The sequence below is a fragment of the Tundrisphaera lichenicola genome, from assembly GCF_051175385.1.
In the GTDB taxonomy this organism is placed as follows: Bacteria; Planctomycetota; Planctomycetia; order Isosphaerales; family Isosphaeraceae; genus Tundrisphaera; species Tundrisphaera lichenicola.
Genome location: NZ_CP195106.1, coordinates 1270763 through 1289701 on the forward strand (window position 1 = coordinate 1270763; position 18939 = coordinate 1289701).

The 18939-nt window shown below is 65.5% G+C and carries 19 protein-coding genes; 2 read left to right on the forward strand and 17 right to left on the reverse strand.

The annotated features are described in order from the left end of the window. Positions 1 to 7 precede the first annotated feature (7 nt). From P12x_RS04920 to P12x_RS04935, 4 genes are all read right to left on the reverse strand, one after another. Positions 8 to 481, reverse strand: coding sequence for a hypothetical protein (locus tag P12x_RS04920; protein WP_435009737.1), 474 nt, complete (start codon positions 479 to 481; stop codon positions 8 to 10). 86 nt (positions 482 to 567) lie between these two features. Then, entirely contained in the window at positions 568 to 1713 is a 1146-nt protein-coding gene (locus tag P12x_RS04925) for a potassium channel family protein (protein ID WP_435009738.1), read from the reverse strand. A 37-nt stretch (positions 1714 to 1750) separates the two neighbouring features. Beyond that, positions 1751 to 2467, reverse strand: a complete 717-nt coding sequence (locus tag P12x_RS04930) for a class I SAM-dependent methyltransferase (protein WP_435009739.1) — start codon at positions 2465 to 2467, stop codon at positions 1751 to 1753. A gap of 204 nt (positions 2468 to 2671) precedes the next feature. Then, positions 2672 to 3925 carry an SGNH/GDSL hydrolase family protein gene (locus P12x_RS04935; protein WP_435009740.1) on the reverse strand — a complete coding sequence of 418 codons (1254 nt, stop codon included), beginning with the start codon at positions 3923 to 3925 and terminating at the stop codon, positions 2672 to 2674. A gap of 249 nt (positions 3926 to 4174) precedes the next feature. Here P12x_RS04935 and P12x_RS04940 point away from each other — a divergent pair, with 249 nt between their 5' ends. Next, positions 4175 to 4813 (forward strand): PHP-associated domain-containing protein, encoded by a 639-nt coding sequence (locus tag P12x_RS04940; RefSeq protein ID WP_435009741.1) that lies wholly within the window; start codon positions 4175 to 4177, stop codon positions 4811 to 4813. A 111-nt stretch (positions 4814 to 4924) separates the two neighbouring features. Here the strand turns inward: P12x_RS04940 and P12x_RS04945 are convergent, their stop codons facing one another. The 13 genes from P12x_RS04945 to mutL all read right to left on the reverse strand — a co-directional run bounded on the left by P12x_RS04945 (position 4925) and on the right by mutL (position 18319). After that, on the reverse strand, positions 4925 to 6193 hold the full coding sequence (locus P12x_RS04945) for a rhomboid family intramembrane serine protease (protein WP_435009742.1): 1269 nt from the start codon (positions 6191 to 6193) through the stop codon (positions 4925 to 4927). A gap of 145 nt (positions 6194 to 6338) precedes the next feature. Further along, positions 6339 to 6932, reverse strand: a complete 594-nt coding sequence (locus P12x_RS04950; RefSeq protein WP_435009743.1) for a DUF1802 family protein — start codon at positions 6930 to 6932, stop codon at positions 6339 to 6341. After that, positions 6920 to 7933, reverse strand: coding sequence for an NAD(P)H-dependent glycerol-3-phosphate dehydrogenase (locus P12x_RS04955; protein ID WP_435009744.1), 1014 nt, complete (start codon positions 7931 to 7933; stop codon positions 6920 to 6922). Before P12x_RS04955 ends, P12x_RS04950 begins: the two co-directional genes overlap by 13 nt. A gap of 13 nt (positions 7934 to 7946) precedes the next feature. Beyond that, the gene (locus tag P12x_RS04960) at positions 7947 to 8624 is read right to left on the reverse strand and encodes an HAD family hydrolase (protein WP_435009745.1); all 678 of its coding nucleotides are present in this window, start codon (positions 8622 to 8624) and stop codon (positions 7947 to 7949) included. Positions 8625 to 8705: 81 nt separating this feature from the next. Further along, positions 8706 to 10133 (reverse strand): hypothetical protein, encoded by a 1428-nt coding sequence (locus tag P12x_RS04965; RefSeq protein WP_435009746.1) that lies wholly within the window; start codon positions 10131 to 10133, stop codon positions 8706 to 8708. A gap of 149 nt (positions 10134 to 10282) precedes the next feature. Further along, positions 10283 to 10828 (reverse strand): hypothetical protein, encoded by a 546-nt coding sequence (locus P12x_RS04970; protein ID WP_435009747.1) that lies wholly within the window; start codon positions 10826 to 10828, stop codon positions 10283 to 10285. Positions 10829 to 10859: 31 nt separating this feature from the next. After that, on the reverse strand, positions 10860 to 11246 hold the full coding sequence (locus tag P12x_RS04975; protein ID WP_435009748.1) for a lipopolysaccharide assembly protein LapA domain-containing protein: 387 nt from the start codon (positions 11244 to 11246) through the stop codon (positions 10860 to 10862). A 46-nt stretch (positions 11247 to 11292) separates the two neighbouring features. Beyond that, on the reverse strand, positions 11293 to 12243 hold the full coding sequence (locus tag P12x_RS04980) for a prepilin peptidase (protein ID WP_435009750.1): 951 nt from the start codon (positions 12241 to 12243) through the stop codon (positions 11293 to 11295). Continuing rightward, positions 12240 to 12806, reverse strand: coding sequence for a shikimate kinase (locus P12x_RS04985; RefSeq protein ID WP_435009751.1), 567 nt, complete (start codon positions 12804 to 12806; stop codon positions 12240 to 12242). Before P12x_RS04985 ends, P12x_RS04980 begins: the two co-directional genes overlap by 4 nt. Then, on the reverse strand, positions 12803 to 14296 hold the full coding sequence (gene aroE / locus P12x_RS04990) for a shikimate dehydrogenase (protein WP_435009752.1): 1494 nt from the start codon (positions 14294 to 14296) through the stop codon (positions 12803 to 12805). The genes P12x_RS04985 and aroE overlap by 4 nt, the downstream gene beginning before the upstream one ends. Before the next feature lie 151 nt (positions 14297 to 14447). After that, a complete protein-coding gene (locus P12x_RS04995) occupies positions 14448 to 15866 on the reverse strand; it encodes a metallophosphoesterase (RefSeq protein WP_435009753.1) in 1419 nt (472 codons plus the stop codon). Between the two features lie 146 nt (positions 15867 to 16012). Continuing rightward, entirely contained in the window at positions 16013 to 16405 is a 393-nt protein-coding gene (locus P12x_RS05000; protein WP_435009754.1) for a hypothetical protein, read from the reverse strand. 21 nt (positions 16406 to 16426) lie between these two features. Next, positions 16427 to 18319 (reverse strand): DNA mismatch repair endonuclease MutL, encoded by a 1893-nt coding sequence (gene mutL, locus P12x_RS05005; protein WP_435009756.1) that lies wholly within the window; start codon positions 18317 to 18319, stop codon positions 16427 to 16429. Between the two features lie 290 nt (positions 18320 to 18609). Here mutL and P12x_RS05010 point away from each other — a divergent pair, with 290 nt between their 5' ends. Beyond that, positions 18610 to 18915 (forward strand): Rieske (2Fe-2S) protein, encoded by a 306-nt coding sequence (locus tag P12x_RS05010; RefSeq protein WP_435009757.1) that lies wholly within the window; start codon positions 18610 to 18612, stop codon positions 18913 to 18915. Positions 18916 to 18939: the final 24 nt, after the last annotated feature.

Genomic DNA, 18939 nt, shown 5'->3' on the forward strand with positions numbered 1-18939 from the left:
GCGGAAGTCACGCGGTCGGAATCGAGCCCGATTCCGGGCGACGCTCGACCAGGATTCGGATCCGATAATCCCGATTCAACCAGCCCGCGATCGTGGCGAGCAGGGCCTGGGGGATCGTATAGCAGGAGAACCAGAATAGGAAGAGAAGCGAGAGCATCACGAGCGAGAAAGGGCCTGCGCCGAAAATCAAGTTGCCAAGAGACTCCACTCCTCTGATCATCGGTTCGGCGAAGATCGCCGCAACTAGGACGTAGCAGCTCAGGGCCATCCACCCGGCTCGGACGAAGCCGGACAGGAAACGACTTTCCGGTTTCTTGAACGAGTGTGCAATCAGTAGCATGTCGATCATGGGCATTGCGCCCAGGAAGAGAAGGACGAGAAAATCGCGGCGAGACTGGATTTGGTCGAGAAATCGATAAGCCACCAGATTGCTCGCCGCTAGCACGACCAGCAACATCAGCCGCCCGATCGAGAATCTCATGCGAATGACTCCGGGTTGCGATTCGGATCGAATCTAACCGCTGGGTTCGATGGCCGGAAGATGCTTATCCGGAAAGCTCGTCGGGTTTAATCGTCGTGGTCGTCGGGCACGGCCTGGGCCAACCGGCCGATCCCGCTGGCTCGCTTCATCCAGGCGCTGGTCTGCCAGTTGTCGACGGACGCGGCCTCGGCCCAGATGGGCGGGAGGGGCAGCAGGAGATAGTCCGAGAGACCGGCGACGAACGGCTCGTAGAGTTGCCGGAGTTCGGCGAGATTGGCCTCGACGCTCCCGGGATCGCTGACCTCGAACCCAGCTTTTCGGAGTTCGCCCAGGAGTCGTGTGAGAGCCTCGGGCGGGAGGCGGTCGGAAGCGGGATTGGTGGGGCGGACCCGGAAGACCTGGGCGATATCGACGACCGCGTGCCGGGACATCGCGAAGGTGAGCTGGGCCTGGTGGAGGTCGACATCCTTGACCCCGGCGATGACCAGGGTCGAGGCGTCGAGGATCATCGTGATCGCGGACAGCCAGGACTGGTTGTCGTGCTGCGACCGATAGTAGCTCAGGAGCGGGAACGAGAGGTGGCCCTCCAGGACCTGCGCCGACCATCGCTCCCATTCCTGGAGGTAGCGGTCGAGCGTCTCGAAATTCCGGGATGAACCGATCCGGGTCAGCAAGGAAGAGGCTCGGGGCGGCGACCCGGCCCGGGCGTCGAGGAGCGAGATCGTGATCTCTCGGGCCGAGAATGCCTGGTAGAAGACCGGGACGTAGCTGATGATCACGGCGAGGAAGGCGAACCCCAACCCCGCCTCGCCCACGGCCAGCATCCGGCCGAGCGGTCGGGTCGGCGAGATGTCGCCGAAGCCTAATGTGAAGAAGGTGACGCCGCTGAAATAGAGGTAGTCCCCGTGCTCCGGTACCTGGGCGGCGGGGGTGTTCATCGGGGTCTTCAGGGCCGTGTGGATCGCCGCGAAGCCGAAGATCAGGCCGACGGCCCAGAGCAGGAAGAGCCCGAGGACCGACGCCGGGCCGAACCAGCTCAGCAGGACTTCCCGCGATTTCGGTTTGCGGACCAGCCGGGTCGCGGTCCGCCAGAATGGCCAGGAAGTCATGTAGAAAAGGCCGGCCAGCCGGAGGCCTCGGCTCACCCGTCGAGGCAGGAGGATGACCTCGAATCCATCGTGCAGGATCGCCACGATGAGGATCAGGGCCGACAGGACGATCAGGGTCGACATCGGCTCCTCATCCCCTCGGGCGACCGAGGGCCTGCGATCACTTCCAGGCGTGGAAGATCGCCCGCCCGAACTGGCTCTTCTCGCCGCCGACGATCTTGTAGCCGACGGGATTCTGCTTCGAGTCGAGGTGGGACCAGACCCGCTTGACGGTCCGGAATCCGACCGTCTTTAGCATCGCCTCGACTGCCGCGGAATTGGGGCCGAACCAGTTCGAAAGGTCGTTGGCGCACTCGGTCCCGGGATAGTAGGCCAGGGCTGGGCGCGAGGTCTCTTCGAGGTCGACGTGCGTCTCCAGGATCAGCATCTTATCGCAGACGCTGGCCACCCTCTGGAGGGCCAGGAGCGGGTGATGGACGTGGTACAGGACGCCCAGGAAGAGGACCAGGTCGTAGGTCCCCCCCACCAGCTCCGGGGTGATCGTGTGGACCTCGCAATCCACGTCCTCGACCTTCGACCCGAGCGTCCGCCGGGCCAGCTCGAATCCGTGGCGACCGACGGTCGGGTCATTCCAGACCACGTGGTCCAGGGCCACCACGCGGCTGGCCCCTCGCTTCTCGGCCTCGAACGAGTAGAAGCCGTCCCAGGCCCCGACGTCCAGGACCGACCAGCCCGAGAGGTCATCGGGCATCGCGACCTTCTTGAGGGTCTCCTTCGTGTCGTAACCCCCTCGGGTCACGACGCCGTCCCCCAGGTCGATCGAATGCCACCAGCGGATCGCGTCGACTTCATCCTGCAACGACGAGACGGTCGCCATCGTTTCCCTCCCTGGAAATCGGCGAGAAGGTCGGTATTTCGAGAACGTCCTACGGGAAGCGGGCGAGGGTGTCAAGGCGGGATGGGGGGGAGACCCTCCGCTATCGGCGTGCAGAACGATGAATATCCCCCGGATCGAACTCGCCCCGAACCGGCCGCCATTGGGCTGGTTCGGGGCGAGATAGGCCGATTCGGGGAGATCGAATTACGCCTTCGGCTTCAGCTCGAAGGTGTGCGGCTTCGGCTGGGCGGCGGCCTTCTGCTCGGCGATGATCTCGGCTTCGAGGGCGTCGAGGGCCTCGATCGCCTTGGCCAGGTTGGGTGAGTTGGTCGCCTGGTAGGGAACCTGCACGGTCCTCCATCGCATCTGGTGGAGGCCCGTGTGGCTGAGGGTCAGCCCGTGGACCTTGTTGGCCTGCTCGCTCATCGGGGTGGCCAGGACGGCCAGATTGACTCCCTGAGCGAGCTGGTCCTTGCCGAAGGTCCCGACATTCTCGCCGTCGATGGTCAGCGTGTAGTCGGACTCCAGCCCATCGACCTTGAGGATCTGCTGGTCCAGCGCCTCGACGACGTCGGAGGAGCGGACGGCCAAGTCGGTGGCCTCGTCCTTCAGGTTGATCGGGAAGGGGAGGGCTTCGTCGAGCTGGGTCCAGCGGATCACGCCGTCCTTGACGGTCAGGTCGGAGACCTCGGCCTTGTCGGAGGCGGTGACTTTCCCCTCGGACGCGTTGATCGTCACCGAGGAGACGACGGACGGGGCGTTCCAGGCCTTCAGCAGGGCCTCGGCCATCAGGAGCTGGCCGCCGGGGCCGGGGTGGACCCGATCCTTGTTCAGGTTCTCGGCCCCCTTGGGATCGCTGGCGAACGCCTTCTTGGTCGCCTCGACGACCGAGGTGTTCAGGTCGGCCACGTCGAGCTTCGCCTCGTCCGCGAGCTTCTGGAGGAACTCGCCGTAGCGGACCAGGACCGAGTTGTAGCCCTCGGGGAATTTAGGCTCCCGGGTCACGTCGTCGTAGGGAGAAGGCTTGATGACGGTGATTCGGAGGTTAGGCACGTCGGCCTTGAGCTTCTCGATGATGTGCTTGTAGCCGTCGGCATAGGTGTTGAAGATCGGCTCGCGGAACGGCTGGTAGCTGGCGTCGTTCATCCCGAGCATGATCGTGACCACCGACGGCTTGTAGGCCTCGACGTCGCGTTCGAGCCGGACGTCGACCGGCCCGCCACCGCCGCCGGTCACGCGATCGCCGCCCCATCCCGAGTGGACGAAGGTGAGATTAAGCTTGGGGAAGCGGGTGACGGCGTAGGTCTCGACGAACGTGGTGTAGAGCCGCTGGTCGGTGATGCTGTCGCCGTAGAACACGACGCGGTCGCCATCCTTGAGGTAGAACAGGCTGTCCGCCCTCGACAGGCCCGGCAGGGCGAGCAGGAGAGCGAAGGCGGCAAGGCGTGCGGACCTCATGCGGGGCTCCTTCGATTCGGCCAGGGGAAGATTCAGGGTGGGGCAATGGCACGACCGTCGAGGGCCCTTCGGGGGTTGTCGACGGCCTCGACCTCCGATGATAGAACGTCGGACGGGCGATTCCTAGGACCGAGTCTGCCTCCTTCGCCGGTTCTCCTGGGGGAGGGTTGGCCTCGACATCGGGGGCCTTCGGGGCTTAGTCTGAAGCCTCTAAAAGGGAGCAGTACACACGCGGAGCAGCCTCGAATCATGGCGAAGATCGATCACCATGTGCATACGTCCCGCCACTCGCCCGATAGTGATATCAAGCCCGAGGTCCTGGTCGAGCGGGCCCGCCTGGCCGGCCTCGACGCGGTGGTGATCACCGACCACGACTACCAGTGGGAGCCGGGAGAGCTGGCCGACCTGAACGCGGCGGCCGACGGCCTGGTCGTCCTCTCGGGCGTGGAGGTCTCGGCCCTGGAGGGGCACTTCCTGGTCTACGGCCTGCCCAACCTGAAGGACGTCGAGCCCGGGATCCCGCTGGCCGACCTCTTGAAGATCGCCAGGGCTCACACGGCCGCCGTCGTCGGAGCCCACCCGTTCCGGTGGGATCAGGACTTCACCGCGCTCGTGGCCGCGCACGGGCCTGCCTTCGACGCCCTCGAACTGGTCAGCAATAATGTCTCCCCGGAGACCCGGAGCAAGACCGAGGCCCTCCTGAAGCTCCATCCGATGGGGGCGACCGGCTCCAGCGACGGCCACGTACCCGACGCGGTGGGCTGCTATTACACCGAGTTCTCCGGCGAGGTCCGCTCGATGAGCGACTTCGTCGAGGCCCTCCGACGCAAGAGCGGGCGACCCCGCCACCGGGCCGGAGCCTGGCAGGCCTGCGGGCCGGTGGATTGAGAGGGTATCCGGGATGGACGAGGAACGGATGGGCGATCACGGGAGTTTGGCGGGAAGTTTGACCGCCCAATCTCGGGAGTTCCGCATCAGTCCTCGGCCATTACCCGCGGCTCACCGGACGGCTCTCGCTAATCGGTCGATCTCCCGGAGTTCCGCCTTTGATCGGGCCAGGTCGGCGGCCAGGGCCTGGAAGGCGGCTCGATAGCAGACCACGAACTCGTAGGCCTGCGGATAGTTGGGCGCCGACTGGAGCGAGGCCAGGCCGAGGGACCGGAGTCGATCGAGATTGGCGGCGGTCGCCTCGTCCCAGGGCGGAGGGCCGTCCGTCTGCCCCAGCCGTTCCAGGATCGCGTCGATCTCGGCCCGTTCTCGGGCGACCTGGGCGGGGTCGGGTTCGGCGGGCAGGGTGACTTTCGGGCCTTTGGCCAGGAGGTCCAGCATGGCCAGAGCGTCCAGTTCATGGAACGGGTCGCGGAACTCGGGCGAGCTGAGGATCCTCCGGCCGTGGAAGGTGTAAAGCTTCTCCAGGTCGAATAAGGTCTGCTCGGTGGCCTGGCCACGCCGGATGACGTCGATCAAGCGTTGCTGGACCGACTGCTCGGCCCGGTCGTCGCGGACCCCGGCCGCGAGGCAGACGGTCATGAGCGCGCCGACGGCGAACCAGCTGAGCCTCCGGATCGATTTCCGCTCGACGGCCCGGAGGATCGGCCGATGCACGAACCCGAGCGCGGCCCCGACGATGGCCCCGCCCGTGTGGCCGTAGTTGTCGATCAGATTGAAGAAGGCCACCCCCAGGATCGCCGTGAACCCGAGCAGCGTGATCATCTGCTTCGAGAGGTAGGAACCGATCCGGGTCCGGGATCGCCAACCGACCACCGCGGCCAGCCCAATCAGTCCGAGGATGATCGTCGAGCCGCCTCCCGAGGGGATGTCCGACGGTCCATCCGGGCCGACGTGGAAGAAGCGGTCGTAGAGCCCCGGCCAGTGCCGACCCGCCGCCGATGAGATGACCCAGGGTCGGGCCATCGCGATCAGTTGCCGGAGGAGCCCGCCGGTCAGGTTCCCAAGCCCTCCGATGGTCAGGCAGATCCCGAGGAAGGGGCCGGGCCCGTACCAGGGCTCGATCAACCGCCCGAGCATGATCAGGCTCAGGGTATTCATCCCCAGGTGCAGCAGGCTGTAGTGGACGAACGTGGCCGTGACCAGCCGCCAGGGCTCGCCCCGGCGGACCTCGGACCAGGTCATGTCGCCGAACCGGTGCGCGACCGGTAAGGCGACCGGCAGTGGGCCGACCGAACTCGTGACGGGAATCTCCCGGTGCTGCAACTGGACCACCTGGCAGAGCGCGAAGACCAGGACCCAGGACGCTGCCAGTGCCATCGTCCCCGGGCAGTCTCGGATGTCTTCCAGCACAGGGCCACCTTCCTTCGCGATCCGGGATTTCAGGGCGATCCCGGCCGCCGACGGATGAATGAGGAGAATGGATCGATGGCCAATCAGGGTGAGGATCTCGGCAAGTCCACGGTCATGATCGATCGCGAATCAACGTCGAATCCAGGGTCGAGCGGAGCCGGTCGAGGCGCCGGAGCGACTCGCCGTCTTCGATGACCGAAGCCAGGGCGATTGTCGGCAAGGGGGATTCCAGGGGGACCCAGGTCTTGCAACCGAGCTGCTCCGGCGTGACGGAAACCCGGAACGGCTCGGGCAGGCGGAAGATCCGGACTCCCAGCGCCCAGAGCCCCGGAGTCCGGTAGTGGAACCGGTCCCGGATCGTCCGCTCGGTCCAGCCGTGGAGGTCGGCGATCGCTCCCAGTTGGTCTTCTCGATCGACCCGTCCCGTCCACTCGACCAGGGCCAGGGTGTCGATGGCGACCGAGCCCGGCGTGGGGTCCTCGATCAAGGCCGGGGGGATGCGGAGCCCTTGCTCGGCCTGGTGAACGTAGGTTGGATAGAGCCAGAACGCCGGGTGATCGGGGTGAAAGCCTCCCGGACCTTCGGCCACGCCCCCCTTGCGGAGGATCAGGCTCTGGTTTCCCCGAGCCAGCGCGTCGCAGACCCCGGCCCACTCCTTGAAGGCGATGCCGCACTTGTCGGGCAGGGGGGAGGTCATGGCTGCCATTCGTCTTTCGGGTCGCGGTCCATCAGATCGGTCACGGCGGCCAGGGGGGACTTGCCCTCGAACATGATCCGGTACAGCTCGTCGGTGATCGGCATCGCGATCCCTCGACGGGCCGCCCACTCGTGGAGGCTCCGGGTAGTGGGCACTCCTTCGGCGACGTTGGCCATGTTGGCCAGGATCTCGTCGAGGCTCCGGCCTTTCCCCAGATTCTCGCCCACCGACCGATTCCGGCCGAACGGGCTGTAGCAGGTGGTCACCACGTCGCCCACGCCCGCCAGCCCGTAGAAGGTCGAGAGGCTCGCCCCCTGGTCGACGCCGAACCGGGCCATCTCGACCAGGCCTCGGGTCAGCAAGGCGGCCTTGGCATTATCCCCGAACCCGAGCCCGTCGCAAATCCCGGCGGCGATTCCCACGACGTTTTTCATGGCCCCGGCCAGCTCGACGCCGATGGCGTCGGGGTTGGTGTAGACCCGGAAGGAGGGGCCGTTCAGGGCGTCGCGAGCCCGGGCGTTCAGCCCTTCGTCTTCGCCGGCAACCACGACCGAGGCCGGCAGCCCCTTGGCGATCTCCTCCGCGTGGCTAGGCCCGCTCAGGACGGCCACGGGCCTCGGCCCGATCGCCTCGACGATGATCCGGCTGGGCCGGGCGAGCGTACCGACCTCGATCCCCTTGATCACGCTCAGGATCGGGACCCCCGCCGGGATCCGATCGGCCAGGCCTCGGAGCGTGGCCCGAAGGTAGGCCGAGGGGATCGCCGCGACGATCAGATCGGCCGCCGCCGTGGCGTCGCAGGCGTTCGAGGTGATACCGATCCCCGGAGGGAGCCAGACCCCGGGCAGGTGCCGGGCATTGATCCGAGTCCGCGCGATCTCGTCGGCGTCCTCCGGCCGCCTGGCCCAGAGTTGGACCGCCAGGCCTCGGCCGGCGAACAGCAACGCCAGGGCCGTGCCCATCCCCCCCGCACCCAGGATCGCGACCCGTTTCATGGCGGCTTGACTCATGACAATTCGTCGATCATTTGCCGTCGAGGATCAATCGGGTCAACCCCTCGACATCGAACCCGTCGAGGTGATCGACCACGAGGTCGGCCCCGCCCTCGAAGAGCGAGGCGGCCGGGTGGTGTGTGGTAACTCCCACGGCCTTCATCCCGGCGGCCTTGGCGGCCTGGATCCCCACGACGGCATCTTCGAAGACCACGGACTGCTCGGGGGGGATGCCCGCCTTCCTGGCGGCGACGAGGAATACCTCGGGGTCGGGCTTGCTCCGGGTGATGTCGTAGGCCGAGGCGATCGCGTCGAAGACGCCTTCGAGGCCGCAGGTCTCGATCGTCAGGTCGATGTTGGGCCGGATCCCGCTGGTCCCGACGGCCAGCCGGTATCTGCTCGCCTTCAAACGGCCCAGGAGATCTCGGACTCCGGCCATCAGGGTGATCTGGCCTCGGGCCAGATCCCGGTAGATGGACTCCTTGGTCTCGGAGTGACGATCAAGCTCGTCCTCGGGCAGGGAGTCGCCCAGGAGCCGGCGGAACATGGCGGGATTGGTCATCCCGAAGGTCTCGCGGACGAATTCGGCGGTGATCGGCAGGCCGCCTCGTCGGCCCATCTCGACCCAGGCCCGCTGATGGAGATCCAGGCTATCGACCAGGACGCCGTCATGGTCGAAGATCGCGAGCAGCGGCAGTTCGGTGGGCACGGCGGGACTTCCTTGGCCTCGATCGAGCCGGGACGCCCCGGCGGGTCCGGCATTTTACCAGGACGCCGGGGCGGGCACGAGTCAGACCTCGGCGAACGGGTCTCGTCGTCGTCCGACGAGCGCCTCGACCATCAAGAAGAAGGTGAAGGAGATTGGCAGCATGAATAATGCGACCATGACTAAAAAACTAGCCCCCCTGTACACGTATGGCTTTCCCGGCGGAGTGGCCTGATCGACCACCGAGATCCGGGCCTCGCCCTTCGACTCGAAGGTGAACTGCTCGATCCGCTTGTTAACCGCCTCCTGCATCGCCCTGAGACTCTCTCTCTCTTCCAGGACCATCGCGATGCTGACCGTATCCGCAGTCTGATCCTGATTCTTGACTTCGAGCCGATCGAATTGAGCCCGGAGCGTCTCCTGTTTGATCTTCAGGAGTCGGACGCGGGTTTGAGCCTCCTTCAATTCGCTCGCCCGATCTGTCGCTTCGGCCGACTCGTCGAGGAGGGGCTTGGCCTTCCCCGCGAATTCCTTGTCATATTCAAAGAGAAGGGCTTCGATTTTCTGGGAGGCTTCCACCAGGGCCGGGTCTTCGGGTTCGGCCTTCGCGGCGAGTTCTTCGCGATGATCCCGGGCTTCCTTCAATCGAGCGGCCAGTTCGCCGAGTTCGCCATTCGCCTTGAGTCGCAGATCGACCTCAGCGATCAACGTCGCCGCAGTCGCCGGCGAGGCGGGAGCCTGTTCGGTTTTCGTCGAGGCATCGGTCAGGAACCGAAGGTTGGCCTCGGCCTCGGCCAACGCGAGCGATACGGAGAAAAGTTCGTGCTCAAGTCCTCGGAAGATGTCCAGCGAGACTGTTCGTGCTGCACCCTCCTCATCGTTCGCCTGATCCCGGATCACGACTTGCGGGTCGGCATTCCCCTTGCCAACCAGGGACCGCCATTTCGCCTCGATGGCTGCCGACTTCTCCTCGAGCCCTTTCTTGTATTCCTGGAGCGCGTCAATCTGGGACTTCTTGCCGGCATTCGCCAACAACTTGTTGCTATTCATGAAGGCGTCGACCACGGCATTCACCAGGGTAGCCGCCTCGTAGGACTCATTCGAGGTCATCGAGACCTCGATCAGCGAAGTCGTGGGGATAACCCGAACTGATAGGTAAGTCTCCAAATCAATGACCACGTCGCGGGATTCCTGGATAAACCGGAGGGACGACGCCTTGGGGGATGCTGCCGCCGCCTGAAGGACGCCGGGGTTTCGGATCAACTGGACCAGCGTGTTGAGGGATTCGGCCATATTTTCATCATCGCCGCGAACCCCATAAAGGTCCTCGGCCGGTTCCGAGACCTGGATCAGACTTGTCGCCCTGTAGTACGGGCGAATGTATCTGAGAGAGGCGGCACACAGGACGATCGTACCGGCCAACCATAAGCAAAACATCGGTACGAGGCGGTGGCGGATCGTCCTGCGCAGCAGGCCGGGCTCCGATCGCGGGTTGGGATCGACGGCGGACATGGCAGTTTCATTCCCGGGCCCGTCGCGGCGGGGAATTTACGTGATGGTTTCGTTACCGAGGTCGGGTGCCGCGATCGGGCCGGGTCCGATCTTAACGGATTGGGAAGCCTCGGTGGTCCCGGAAAAAGATATGTTCCCGGAATGAACGCTCAGCGGCGGCTGGGCCTCGCCCCCAGGCCCCGGGCCACGGGAAGCCATCGGTCGTCGCCTTCGCTGGCGGCCGGGCCGAGATCGATGGGGCGATTGCTCGAACCGGAGTCGAAGCCTTGATCCTCGAACGGTTCGGACTGGGACCGGGGGATGCTGGCTGAGGGGGGCTTGCGTCCCCCTCGGGTCCGACGGACCGGGGGGGGGATATCGTCGTCCTGGAACGATTTTGAGGGCGTGGCCAGGGCTTGGACATCGCCGCCGGACCGTCGGAGCAGGTCCTTGGCGTCGTCGAGCCGGGCCGTGATCTCGCCGTTGGCGTCGCGTTCCTGCGCCAGCTGGGTGTCGAGTCGGGCGTTATCGGCCTTCAACTCGGCGACCTCGGTGCGGAGCTTCTCGTTGTCGAACTCGAGCTGGCTAACGCTGGTCTTGAGCGAGCCGAGCATCGAGTTCCGGGAGGCCAGCGGGCCCGACTGGGCGCAGCCGATCGGGGCGCAGGTCGCCAATGCGGTCAGGAGTCCGAGGAGTCGGCTGCGGCCGGTTGCCATCTCTACCCACCCTCCTCATCATCTTCGAGCTTCAGGTCCAAGGAGCGTCCCGAGCGATCCCGTCGCCGGTTTTCGCCGCATAGTCGGGCGGGGGCAACTCGTCCAGGATCGGTGACTTTCCCGGGGGATCGGCGGGCAAATCGTCGCGATCGGCCCGCCCTCGGCGAATCGCCCAGATCAAGGTCATCGTCAAGGCCGTCACCAGCGATCCGACCAGCGAGCTGAGCAAGATCACCAGGCCGGTCGTACTTTGGAACGTCCCCAGGCCGAACGGGAAGGCGATGTTCACCTGCTCGTTATTGGTCAGGACGAACCAGAGCATCAGGCCCAGGACGATCGCCACGGCGACGAGCCGTCGATAGACCCAGAGATTGCGGACCATCGATCGCTTACGACGTTTGTAGTGTGATGATGCCATCGGGAGCCTCCGGTTGCGGGGCGGCCGCGCTGACATCCCATTCCTTCTATCGTCCTTCGTCCCGGCCCAACAGGAACCAGAATATTTCGGAAGCGATATTGAAGTGGGGTTGCAACGCGCGAGGCCAGGCCCAGGGCCAGGCCAGGAGCAAGATCAGGGCCGCGATGCTCAGGTAAGGCCCGAAAGGCATTTCGCGGTCCGTGCTGTTGTATTTTCGGCCGGCCAGTCGTTTTGCGAGATAACTCGCGAATTTCCACAAGGCGGGGACCAGCCCGACGAAGGCGGCGAGGAACGGGGTCACCACCGCAGCCTCCCAGCCGAGGAAGGCCCCGATCATGGCGAGGATGTGGATGTCGCCCGAACCCATCGCCTCGCGACGGAAGGCGATCGTGCCGAGTGTGCGGATGACCCAGATGATGCCGCCCCCGACCGCCATCCCGAGCAGGCCGACCCCCAGGCCGCCCCAGTAGGTGGTCGCCATCGAAGGGGCGGGCCGGACTCCCGGGAACGCCGTGCCGATGGCCAGCCCCAGCAAGATCCCCAGGTTCGTGATCGAGGCCGGGACGATCATCAGGTCGGCGTCGATGAACGTCACCGCGATCAAGAACGAGACCAGCAAGGCGTGATACAGGACCTTGATCGCGAGCGTCATGTCGTCGCGGACATAATCGCTGGAGAACAGGTAGGGGAACATCCCATCGGATACGTAGACGCAGACGAACAGGACGCCCACCAGGAGCTCGACCAGCGCGTAGCGGGCCGGGATCGCCACGCCGCACGACCGGCACGACCCCCGGAGCATCAACCAGCCGAGGATCGGGATGTTGTCGCGTGTCTCGATCGCCGCCAGGCATTTCGGGCAGCGCGAGTCGGGCCAGATGACGCTCTTTTCCCACGGGATCCGGTAGATGCAGACGTTCAGGAAACTGCCGACGACGGTGCCGACGACGAACAATCCGATGCCGTAGATGAGGTGGATGGGCCAGAGGTAGCTCACGACTGCCCCTCCGGGGTCTCGACGGCGATCCAGGCTTCGAGCACCGCGTCGGCCACCTGCTCGGGCGTCCGGCCGTCGGTCGGGATGATGACGTGGGCCGCTTCCTGATAGAGTGGGGTCCGGGCCTGGAGGACCTCGGCGATCTCGCCCAGGGTCCCGGCGGGTGTCAGAGAGGGGCGGTCTTCGACCCCTCGTCGCGAACTCCGGAGCCGGTGCAGCAAGCTTTCGGGGTCGGCCGAGAGCCAGGCGACAAGCCCGAAGTTGCGGAGTGCCTGGCGGTTAGCCTCGCTCAGGACGGCCCCGCCGCCGGTCGCGACCACTCCTCCGACCAGTCGGGCCGTCAGATCGAGGAGGACTCGGGACTCCCACTCGCGAAAGGCCGGCTCGCCATCCTCTTCGAAGATCGAGCGGATCGAGCGTCCGGCCAGCGCCTCGACTTCGCGGTCGGCATCGGCGAAGTCTCGACCGAGCCGCTCAGCCACGATCCGGCCGACGGTCGACTTGCCCGTCCCCCGGTAGCCCACCAGGGCCAGCCCTCGGAGTTCCGTCGGGGGAGGGTTCATTTGCGGTTCGGCCCGAGCTTTCGCTTGACGGTCTCGCGCATCAGGTCGACCGGGGGTTCCTGTCCGGTGTAAAGCTGCGACTGGATCGCCGCCTGGCGGACGAACATATCGACGCCGCTGACGGTCTGGCAGTCGTGGTCGCGGGCGAGCTTCAGGAACATCGTGTTCTCGGGGTGATAGACTGTGTCCATCGCCACCATCCCGGCGCGGAATCCGGCGGGAAGCATCGGCGTGTCGTCGACTTCGGGATGCATCCCGACCGGCGTGCAGTTGATGATCACGTCGTAGATCGAGCTGGCCCGATTGGTCCAGGAGATCGTCCGGCAGCCCAGTTCCTCGGCCAGCTTGGTGGCGTTCTCCTCGGTCCGGTTGCAGAGGGTCACCGCGGCCCCTCGACGGATCATCCCAAAGGCGATCGGTCGGGCCACTCCCCCCGCGCCCAGGATCAGGACCTGCTTGCCAGAGAGGGGGCTGATCCCCCCCTCCGAAGCCCCGCCATAGGACAATTCGAGCGACTCCATGGCCGCCCGGTAATCGGTGTTGTAGCCGACGCGGGTCCCGTCCTCCTTCACGATCATGGTATTGCAGGCCGCGACCCGCTCCACCGCGCCGTCGGCCTGGGTCAGGAGCGGGAGGACCGCCTGTTTGTGCGGGATCGTGATGCTGAATCCCCTGATCCCGAGGAACGAGACGTCGTTGAGCGACTCCTTGAGCCGCCCCCCCGGCATGAGGATCGGGACCATCACCTTGTTCTGGCCGAGCTGGCGGAACGCCGCGTTGTGGACCGGCGGGCTCAGGCTGTGGCCGATCGGGTCGCCGATGACGGCATAGACTTCGGTTTCTTTGTCGATGAGGTCGTAATAATAGTCGCGCCGGAGTTCGTTGAAGTGGAACATCCCCGGGGCGAAGCTCCGGTCGATGTTGAAGTTGGCGTAGGTGAACGGGGCCCCATATTTGGCGTTGAGGACCCGGGTGAACGAGCCGATCTCCCCCATCGCGATGGCGATGGTGGGTGTTTCCATCTTCGAGGCGACCTGGAGGACCTTGACCGCATCGGCCAGCGAGTTCGCCCGGACGGCGATCTTGACGATGTCGGCGTCCATCTCCTCGCACTGCTGGGCGAACGAGAGGAGGTCGCCGGGGGTCTCCTTCATGTTGTGGTAGCTGACGATCCGGCGGGTCTTGCCGAACCGGCGGACCTCGCGGGCCACGTCCATCTCGATGTCGATGAAGTCGACGCCGGCGACGATCGCCTCGCGCATCAGGCGGCGTCGCTTGTCCTCGGGCCCTCGCCAGAGGCCGCCATCCACGCCTCGGCGGAGCGTGAACACCATCGGCGTGTGCCGATTGGCCAGGATCCGTTTCAGGTCGGGCTCGCGCCTCAAGCAGTCGACCCGGACCTCGACCAGGTCCACGCCGGCCTCGGCCGCTTCCTTCCATTCCTCGGCCAGCGCGGCGTGTCGCCCGCGCCCCAGGATCGCACAGATCATCGGACCACCCCGAGGAATACCCTGACGGACGATTGGCCGGGCCGTCGGCCCGACTCGTCCCACCTCGCCCCGTACTTCGCCCATTCTAAGGCCTTACGAGGAGGCGGCGAAAGGGGGACCTCCCCGAGCGTCCCCCTCGGCCCATCCGGGTTCATTTGGTCACGACAAACTTGTCCACCTCCTCGCCGTCGGCCGAGATCTGGCGGACCGTCAGGGTCTTGCCGTCGACGTCGGCCACGCTCACCGAGTGGACCCTGGAGACGAATTTGTCGGTGAACTTCTGCCAGGTCTCCGGCTTGTCGTGCTGCTCGGGATTGTAGAGCCCGGCCCCGCCCGCCCCGGTCACGATGTAGATGACCCCCTCGGGCGTCGTGTCGGACTTGCCGTCGAAGGTCTTGTCCAACTCCCACTTCCCCGGGACGAGGTTCTGGTTGCGGACCATCAGCCCATCGGCCCCTCGATCGGAGACGAAGCGGGTCGGGAAGCTCCGCTGGTAGTTGTGGACGTGGCCGCTGAAGACCAGGTCGACCTTCCCGGCCTCGAAGATGTCGGCGACCAGCCGCATCTGTTGGGCCTCGAAGTGGGCCTTCGAGGAGTTGAAGCCGGGGTGATGGAACGAGACGAAGCGCCAGGTCGCGTCCTTGGCGTCGGCCAGGTCCTTCTCGACCCAGGCCCGGAGGGCGGGGTCTCGCCAGTCGACATACTCGTTGGCATCGAGGAAGGTCCAGTGGGCGTTCCCGTAGTCGACCGAGAAGTTGACCATCCGGGGGAAGGCCGGGCCGGCCGCTTCGAGGAACGCCTTCTGATTGGCCTCGGGGCCGGCGAGCGGGCTGGTGAACGCGCCCGAAGCCGGTCCGTTCAGGGGCTGGTCCCAGTAGAGGAAGTAGGCCAGGCCATCGGGGTACTTCCCGAGGTCGCGGCTTCCGATGTCATGATTCCCGGGCGAGGCCAGGGTCGGGACCGACCGGATCAGGGGCCCGCCCGAGGACGGAGAGGCTTCGTCGGCATTGTAGACGGGCCAGTATTTCTCTCGGTACTCGGAGATCCGCCCTCGGGCATAAACGATGTCGCCGTTGATGACCAGCACGTCGGGGCTGGCCTCGACCATCTGGTAAGCCACCTTCCGCTGGGCTTCGGAACCCTGAGCGATATCTCCCACGGTCACGAACCGATAAGGCTGCGCGGCCGATTTCCGGGCTCTCCCGGCGGACCGAAAGACCTCCTCGCCCCCCTTGAGGACCCGGTAGGTGAAAGTCTGGCCCGCCGCCAGGCCCTTCAGGGCGGCCCGATAGACCCGGTGAGCTTCGATGGTCGGCACCGCGACTCGCTTCGAGGTCGGAGATTCCGTCCTGATCCAGGGGGCTTCGTCATTGGCCCGGTGCTCGACCGACCAGTCGGCGTCGACATCCTCGGCGTGCCAGAGGAGGATGAGGTCGCCCGAGTTTGCGGTGGGGGCGTCGCCGATCTGGAGATAAGGCTTGGCGAGGAATGGATCGGTGGCGAACCCCACTTCGGCCCAGGCCAGGATCAGGAGGGTCAGGAAGAGGTACCATCGAGGACGAGCGATCATCGGGCGGGCTCCGGTAAGTTGGGACGATCGGGGCTGAGTTTGCACGATACTCACCTCGATCGCCTCATCCAAGCCTCGGACTCTCGGGATCCGCGTTCTTCGTCAAGTCTTCACGACAAGGGGGCGAAATCGTCAAGGGCGGAGGATCAGTCAGCCAGATTGGGGTAATTCAGTAGTAAGACCACTCCCAACGTCAGCCCGCAGGCCAGGATCATGCCTGTGATGAATAGTGTGAGGGTGACGTAACGTTGATTCGAGCCGATCCAACGAGCATACCCATCCAGGACGGGTCCAACGCAGAAGCAGGCATTCGCCATCAAGCAGCAGAAGGCGAGAGTCAACGGTAGGCTAGCCAGGGTTGATCGCGGAGGGGGCATGATCACCAGGAGGACGGCCGTCTCTACCGCGAGGATTCCGTTGTAGGCCAGTCGGAGCTTTTCCCAGCGGAAGAAGAGGCGGAGATCGAAGACCTCGGATTCGGATACCGGCCCTCCGATCGAGGCCGATGGGGGAGCGTAGAGATTCGGCTCGTCATTCATCGGGATGGCTACCCTCCGAGATCAAATTCGCCCGAACTGCCGTTCCAGCTCGGACTTGGTGAAGACCAGCGCCGTAGGTCGTCCGTGGGGGCAGTGGTGGGCGTCGGAGACCAGGTGCCGCCGTTCGAGGAGGGCCGACACCTCGTCGGGGGCGAGTTTCTGGTTGGCCTTCACGGCGGCCTTGCAGGCGATCATGCTCAGGACGTCTTCGAGGACCCCATCACGAGTCGGGGGTAGGGGCTTGGTCCCGAAGTGGTCGGCCAGGTCGCGGAGGAGCCGGTCGGGGGCCACTCCGGGGAGCATCGCCGGGACGCTGCTGACGAGGATCGTGTCCCCCCCGAACGGCTCGATCTCGATCCCGAGCTGGGCCAGGACCTCGCGACGCTCCAGGACCGCCGCCGCCTCGGACGGCTCCAGGTCGACCGGCTCGGGGACCAGGAGCCGTTGCGACTCGACGCCCCCTCGTTCGATCCGTAACCGTAATTCCTCATAAAGGATGCGTTCGTGGAGGGCGTGCTGGTCGATCACGACCATGCCATCGGGGGTCTCGGCCACGAGATAGCTGTCGTGGACCTGGAGTGCCTTGAGCGGCAGGTCTCGGACATCGAAAGCTCGGGGGCCGGGCTCGGGGGCTGACGCGGGAGCCGGCTCCGGATTGGGAGGAGGGGCGAACTCGTCGAAGCCGAATTCCGCCTTCAAGGGGGGGGGTGGGAGCTCCGACCTCCCCCAATCGGACCCGGCGGGGCCTCCCGCGTATCCGGGCGAGGGGAATGACTGGAAATTTGGCGTCGGCGTCGAGGACGGAGCGAACCAGGAACCCACATCCTGACGCTCGGCCGGACGTTCCGGGAACGAATAAGGAGCGGGCTCGGGCGGGTGGAACGTCGAGTCGGGGGCGGGCGGTGCCTGGAGCCGGGAATGGAGGTCGCTGGCCAGGAAAGTCTGGCGGAGGGTCGCCAAAAGCTGGCTGTAAATCTTCTGACCGTCCCGGAATCGGACCTCGACCTTGGTCGGATGGACGTTGACGTCGACCTCCTCGGGCGGGACTTCCAGGTGGAGGAAGGCCACCGGCGATCGGCCGACCATCAGGAGTCCCCGGAAAGCCTCGGAGAGGGCGTGGCCCAGCGACCGATCGCGCACGTACCGACCGCCCAGGAAGAGGAACTGGGTCTTGTTGCTCGACCGGCTCTGCGACGGATGCGCCACGTATCCCCAGAGATGCGTCTGGTCGTACTGGCTCTCGACCCAGAGGAGCGAGTCGGCCAGCTCTCGCCCGAAGAAGACGCCGATTCGCTCCTTGACGCCGGTGACGGCCGGCAGGTCATGCAGGACCTTGCCGCCCGATCGGAAGGTCAGGTGGACGGTCGGATGGGCCAGCGCGATCCGTGTGAACATCTCGATGACGTGCCCGGACTCGGTCGAGTCGGATTTCAGGTAGGTCCGGCGCACGGGGGTGTTGTGAAAGAGGTTACGGACCTCGATCACGGTGCCGACCGGGCAGCCGCACGCCCGGATGGCGGAGGCCACCCCCGCGTCGATCGAGATTTCCGAGCCGGCCTCGGCCTCTTCCTGGCGGGTCTGGCAGCGTACCTTGGAGACCTCGGCGATCGCCGCGAGGGCCTCGCCCCGGAAGCCCAGGGTCCGGATCTTGAAAAGGTCCTCGGCCTCGTTGAGCTTGCTCGTGGCGTGCGGCAAGAAAGCGAGCGGGAGGTCATCGGGGCTCATCCCCCGGCCGTTGTCGGCGATCCGGATCAGGTCTTTCCCCCCACGTTCGACCGCGACATCAACCCGAGTCGCCCCCGCGTCGATCGCGTTTTCGAGCAGCTCCTTGACCACGCTGGCCGGACGCTCCACCACCTCGCCCGCCGCGATCTGGTTGATTACCGAGGCCGTCAACTGGCGAATCACCCCCATCGTCCGTCCTCCCCAGCTTGACCCCGTGTTATTTTAACGACTGATCTTTCGTTCATCAATGTCGGGGGTAGGCCCCCCTGATAACGCGTGAAAAAACGAACCCAAGCTCTGATGAGGACAAGTCCCGGGTGGCTTTGGAAAAAACGAACCCAACCCCGAATTTCGGAGGCTACGAGAAAGCGAAACGGATCCCGGACATCATCGTATTCCGGGCCTTCGGTGACCACACGATTCCGTTCGAGGGAGGATTTGAAGAGACTGGTGGGATCTGTTGGGGAGGGTTGTTCGCGATGAGTCAATTCGTCGAAGCCTGCGGGGTCGAGGATATCCGGGAGGGCAGGGCCCTGGCCGTCGAGGTCGATGGGCTTCGAATCGCGATCTATCGACATGAGGGGAATTATCACGCACTGCTCGGGAGGTGCCCGCACGCCAACGGAGCGATGGGGCATGGCTGGGTCGAGGAGGGAGAGGCCGTCTGCCCGCTTCACCGATGGCGGTTCAAGTTGTCCAGCGGCCGATGCTCGACGATGCCCGGCCAGTCGCTGCACCGATTCCGGTGCGAGGTCCGCGACGGCCGGGTCTGGGTCGAGGCCTAGGATTCCCCCGTCGAATCGCCCTCC

Bases quoted from the DNA above. Each gene is read 5' to 3' on its own strand.
- P12x_RS04920 (WP_435009737.1), bottom strand. From the start codon at position 481: ATGAGATTCTCGATCGGGCGGCTGATGTTGCTGGTCGTGCTAGCGGCG.
- P12x_RS04925 (WP_435009738.1), bottom strand. From the start codon at position 1,713: ATGTCGACCCTGATCGTCCTGTCGGCCCTGATCCTCATCGTGGCGATC.
- P12x_RS04930 (WP_435009739.1), bottom strand. From the start codon at position 2,467: ATGGCGACCGTCTCGTCGTTGCAGGATGAAGTCGACGCGATCCGCTGG.
- P12x_RS04935 (WP_435009740.1), bottom strand. From the start codon at position 3,925: ATGAGGTCCGCACGCCTTGCCGCCTTCGCTCTCCTGCTCGCCCTGCCG.
- P12x_RS04940 (WP_435009741.1), top strand. From the start codon at position 4,175: ATGGCGAAGATCGATCACCATGTGCATACGTCCCGCCACTCGCCCGAT.
- P12x_RS04945 (WP_435009742.1), bottom strand. From the start codon at position 6,193: ATGGCACTGGCAGCGTCCTGGGTCCTGGTCTTCGCGCTCTGCCAGGTG.
- P12x_RS04950 (WP_435009743.1), bottom strand. From the start codon at position 6,932: ATGGCAGCCATGACCTCCCCCCTGCCCGACAAGTGCGGCATCGCCTTC.
- P12x_RS04955 (WP_435009744.1), bottom strand. From the start codon at position 7,933: ATGAGTCAAGCCGCCATGAAACGGGTCGCGATCCTGGGTGCGGGGGGG.
- P12x_RS04965 (WP_435009746.1), bottom strand. From the start codon at position 10,133: ATGTCCGCCGTCGATCCCAACCCGCGATCGGAGCCCGGCCTGCTGCGC.
- P12x_RS04970 (WP_435009747.1), bottom strand. From the start codon at position 10,828: ATGGCAACCGGCCGCAGCCGACTCCTCGGACTCCTGACCGCATTGGCG.
- P12x_RS04975 (WP_435009748.1), bottom strand. From the start codon at position 11,246: ATGGCATCATCACACTACAAACGTCGTAAGCGATCGATGGTCCGCAAT.
- P12x_RS04985 (WP_435009751.1), bottom strand. From the start codon at position 12,806: ATGAACCCTCCCCCGACGGAACTCCGAGGGCTGGCCCTGGTGGGCTAC.
- aroE (WP_435009752.1), bottom strand. From the start codon at position 14,296: ATGATCTGTGCGATCCTGGGGCGCGGGCGACACGCCGCGCTGGCCGAG.
- P12x_RS04995 (WP_435009753.1), bottom strand. From the start codon at position 15,866: ATGATCGCTCGTCCTCGATGGTACCTCTTCCTGACCCTCCTGATCCTG.
- P12x_RS05000 (WP_435009754.1), bottom strand. From the start codon at position 16,405: ATGAATGACGAGCCGAATCTCTACGCTCCCCCATCGGCCTCGATCGGA.
- mutL (WP_435009756.1), bottom strand. From the start codon at position 18,319: ATGGGGGTGATTCGCCAGTTGACGGCCTCGGTAATCAACCAGATCGCG.
- P12x_RS05010 (WP_435009757.1), top strand. From the start codon at position 18,610: ATGAGTCAATTCGTCGAAGCCTGCGGGGTCGAGGATATCCGGGAGGGC.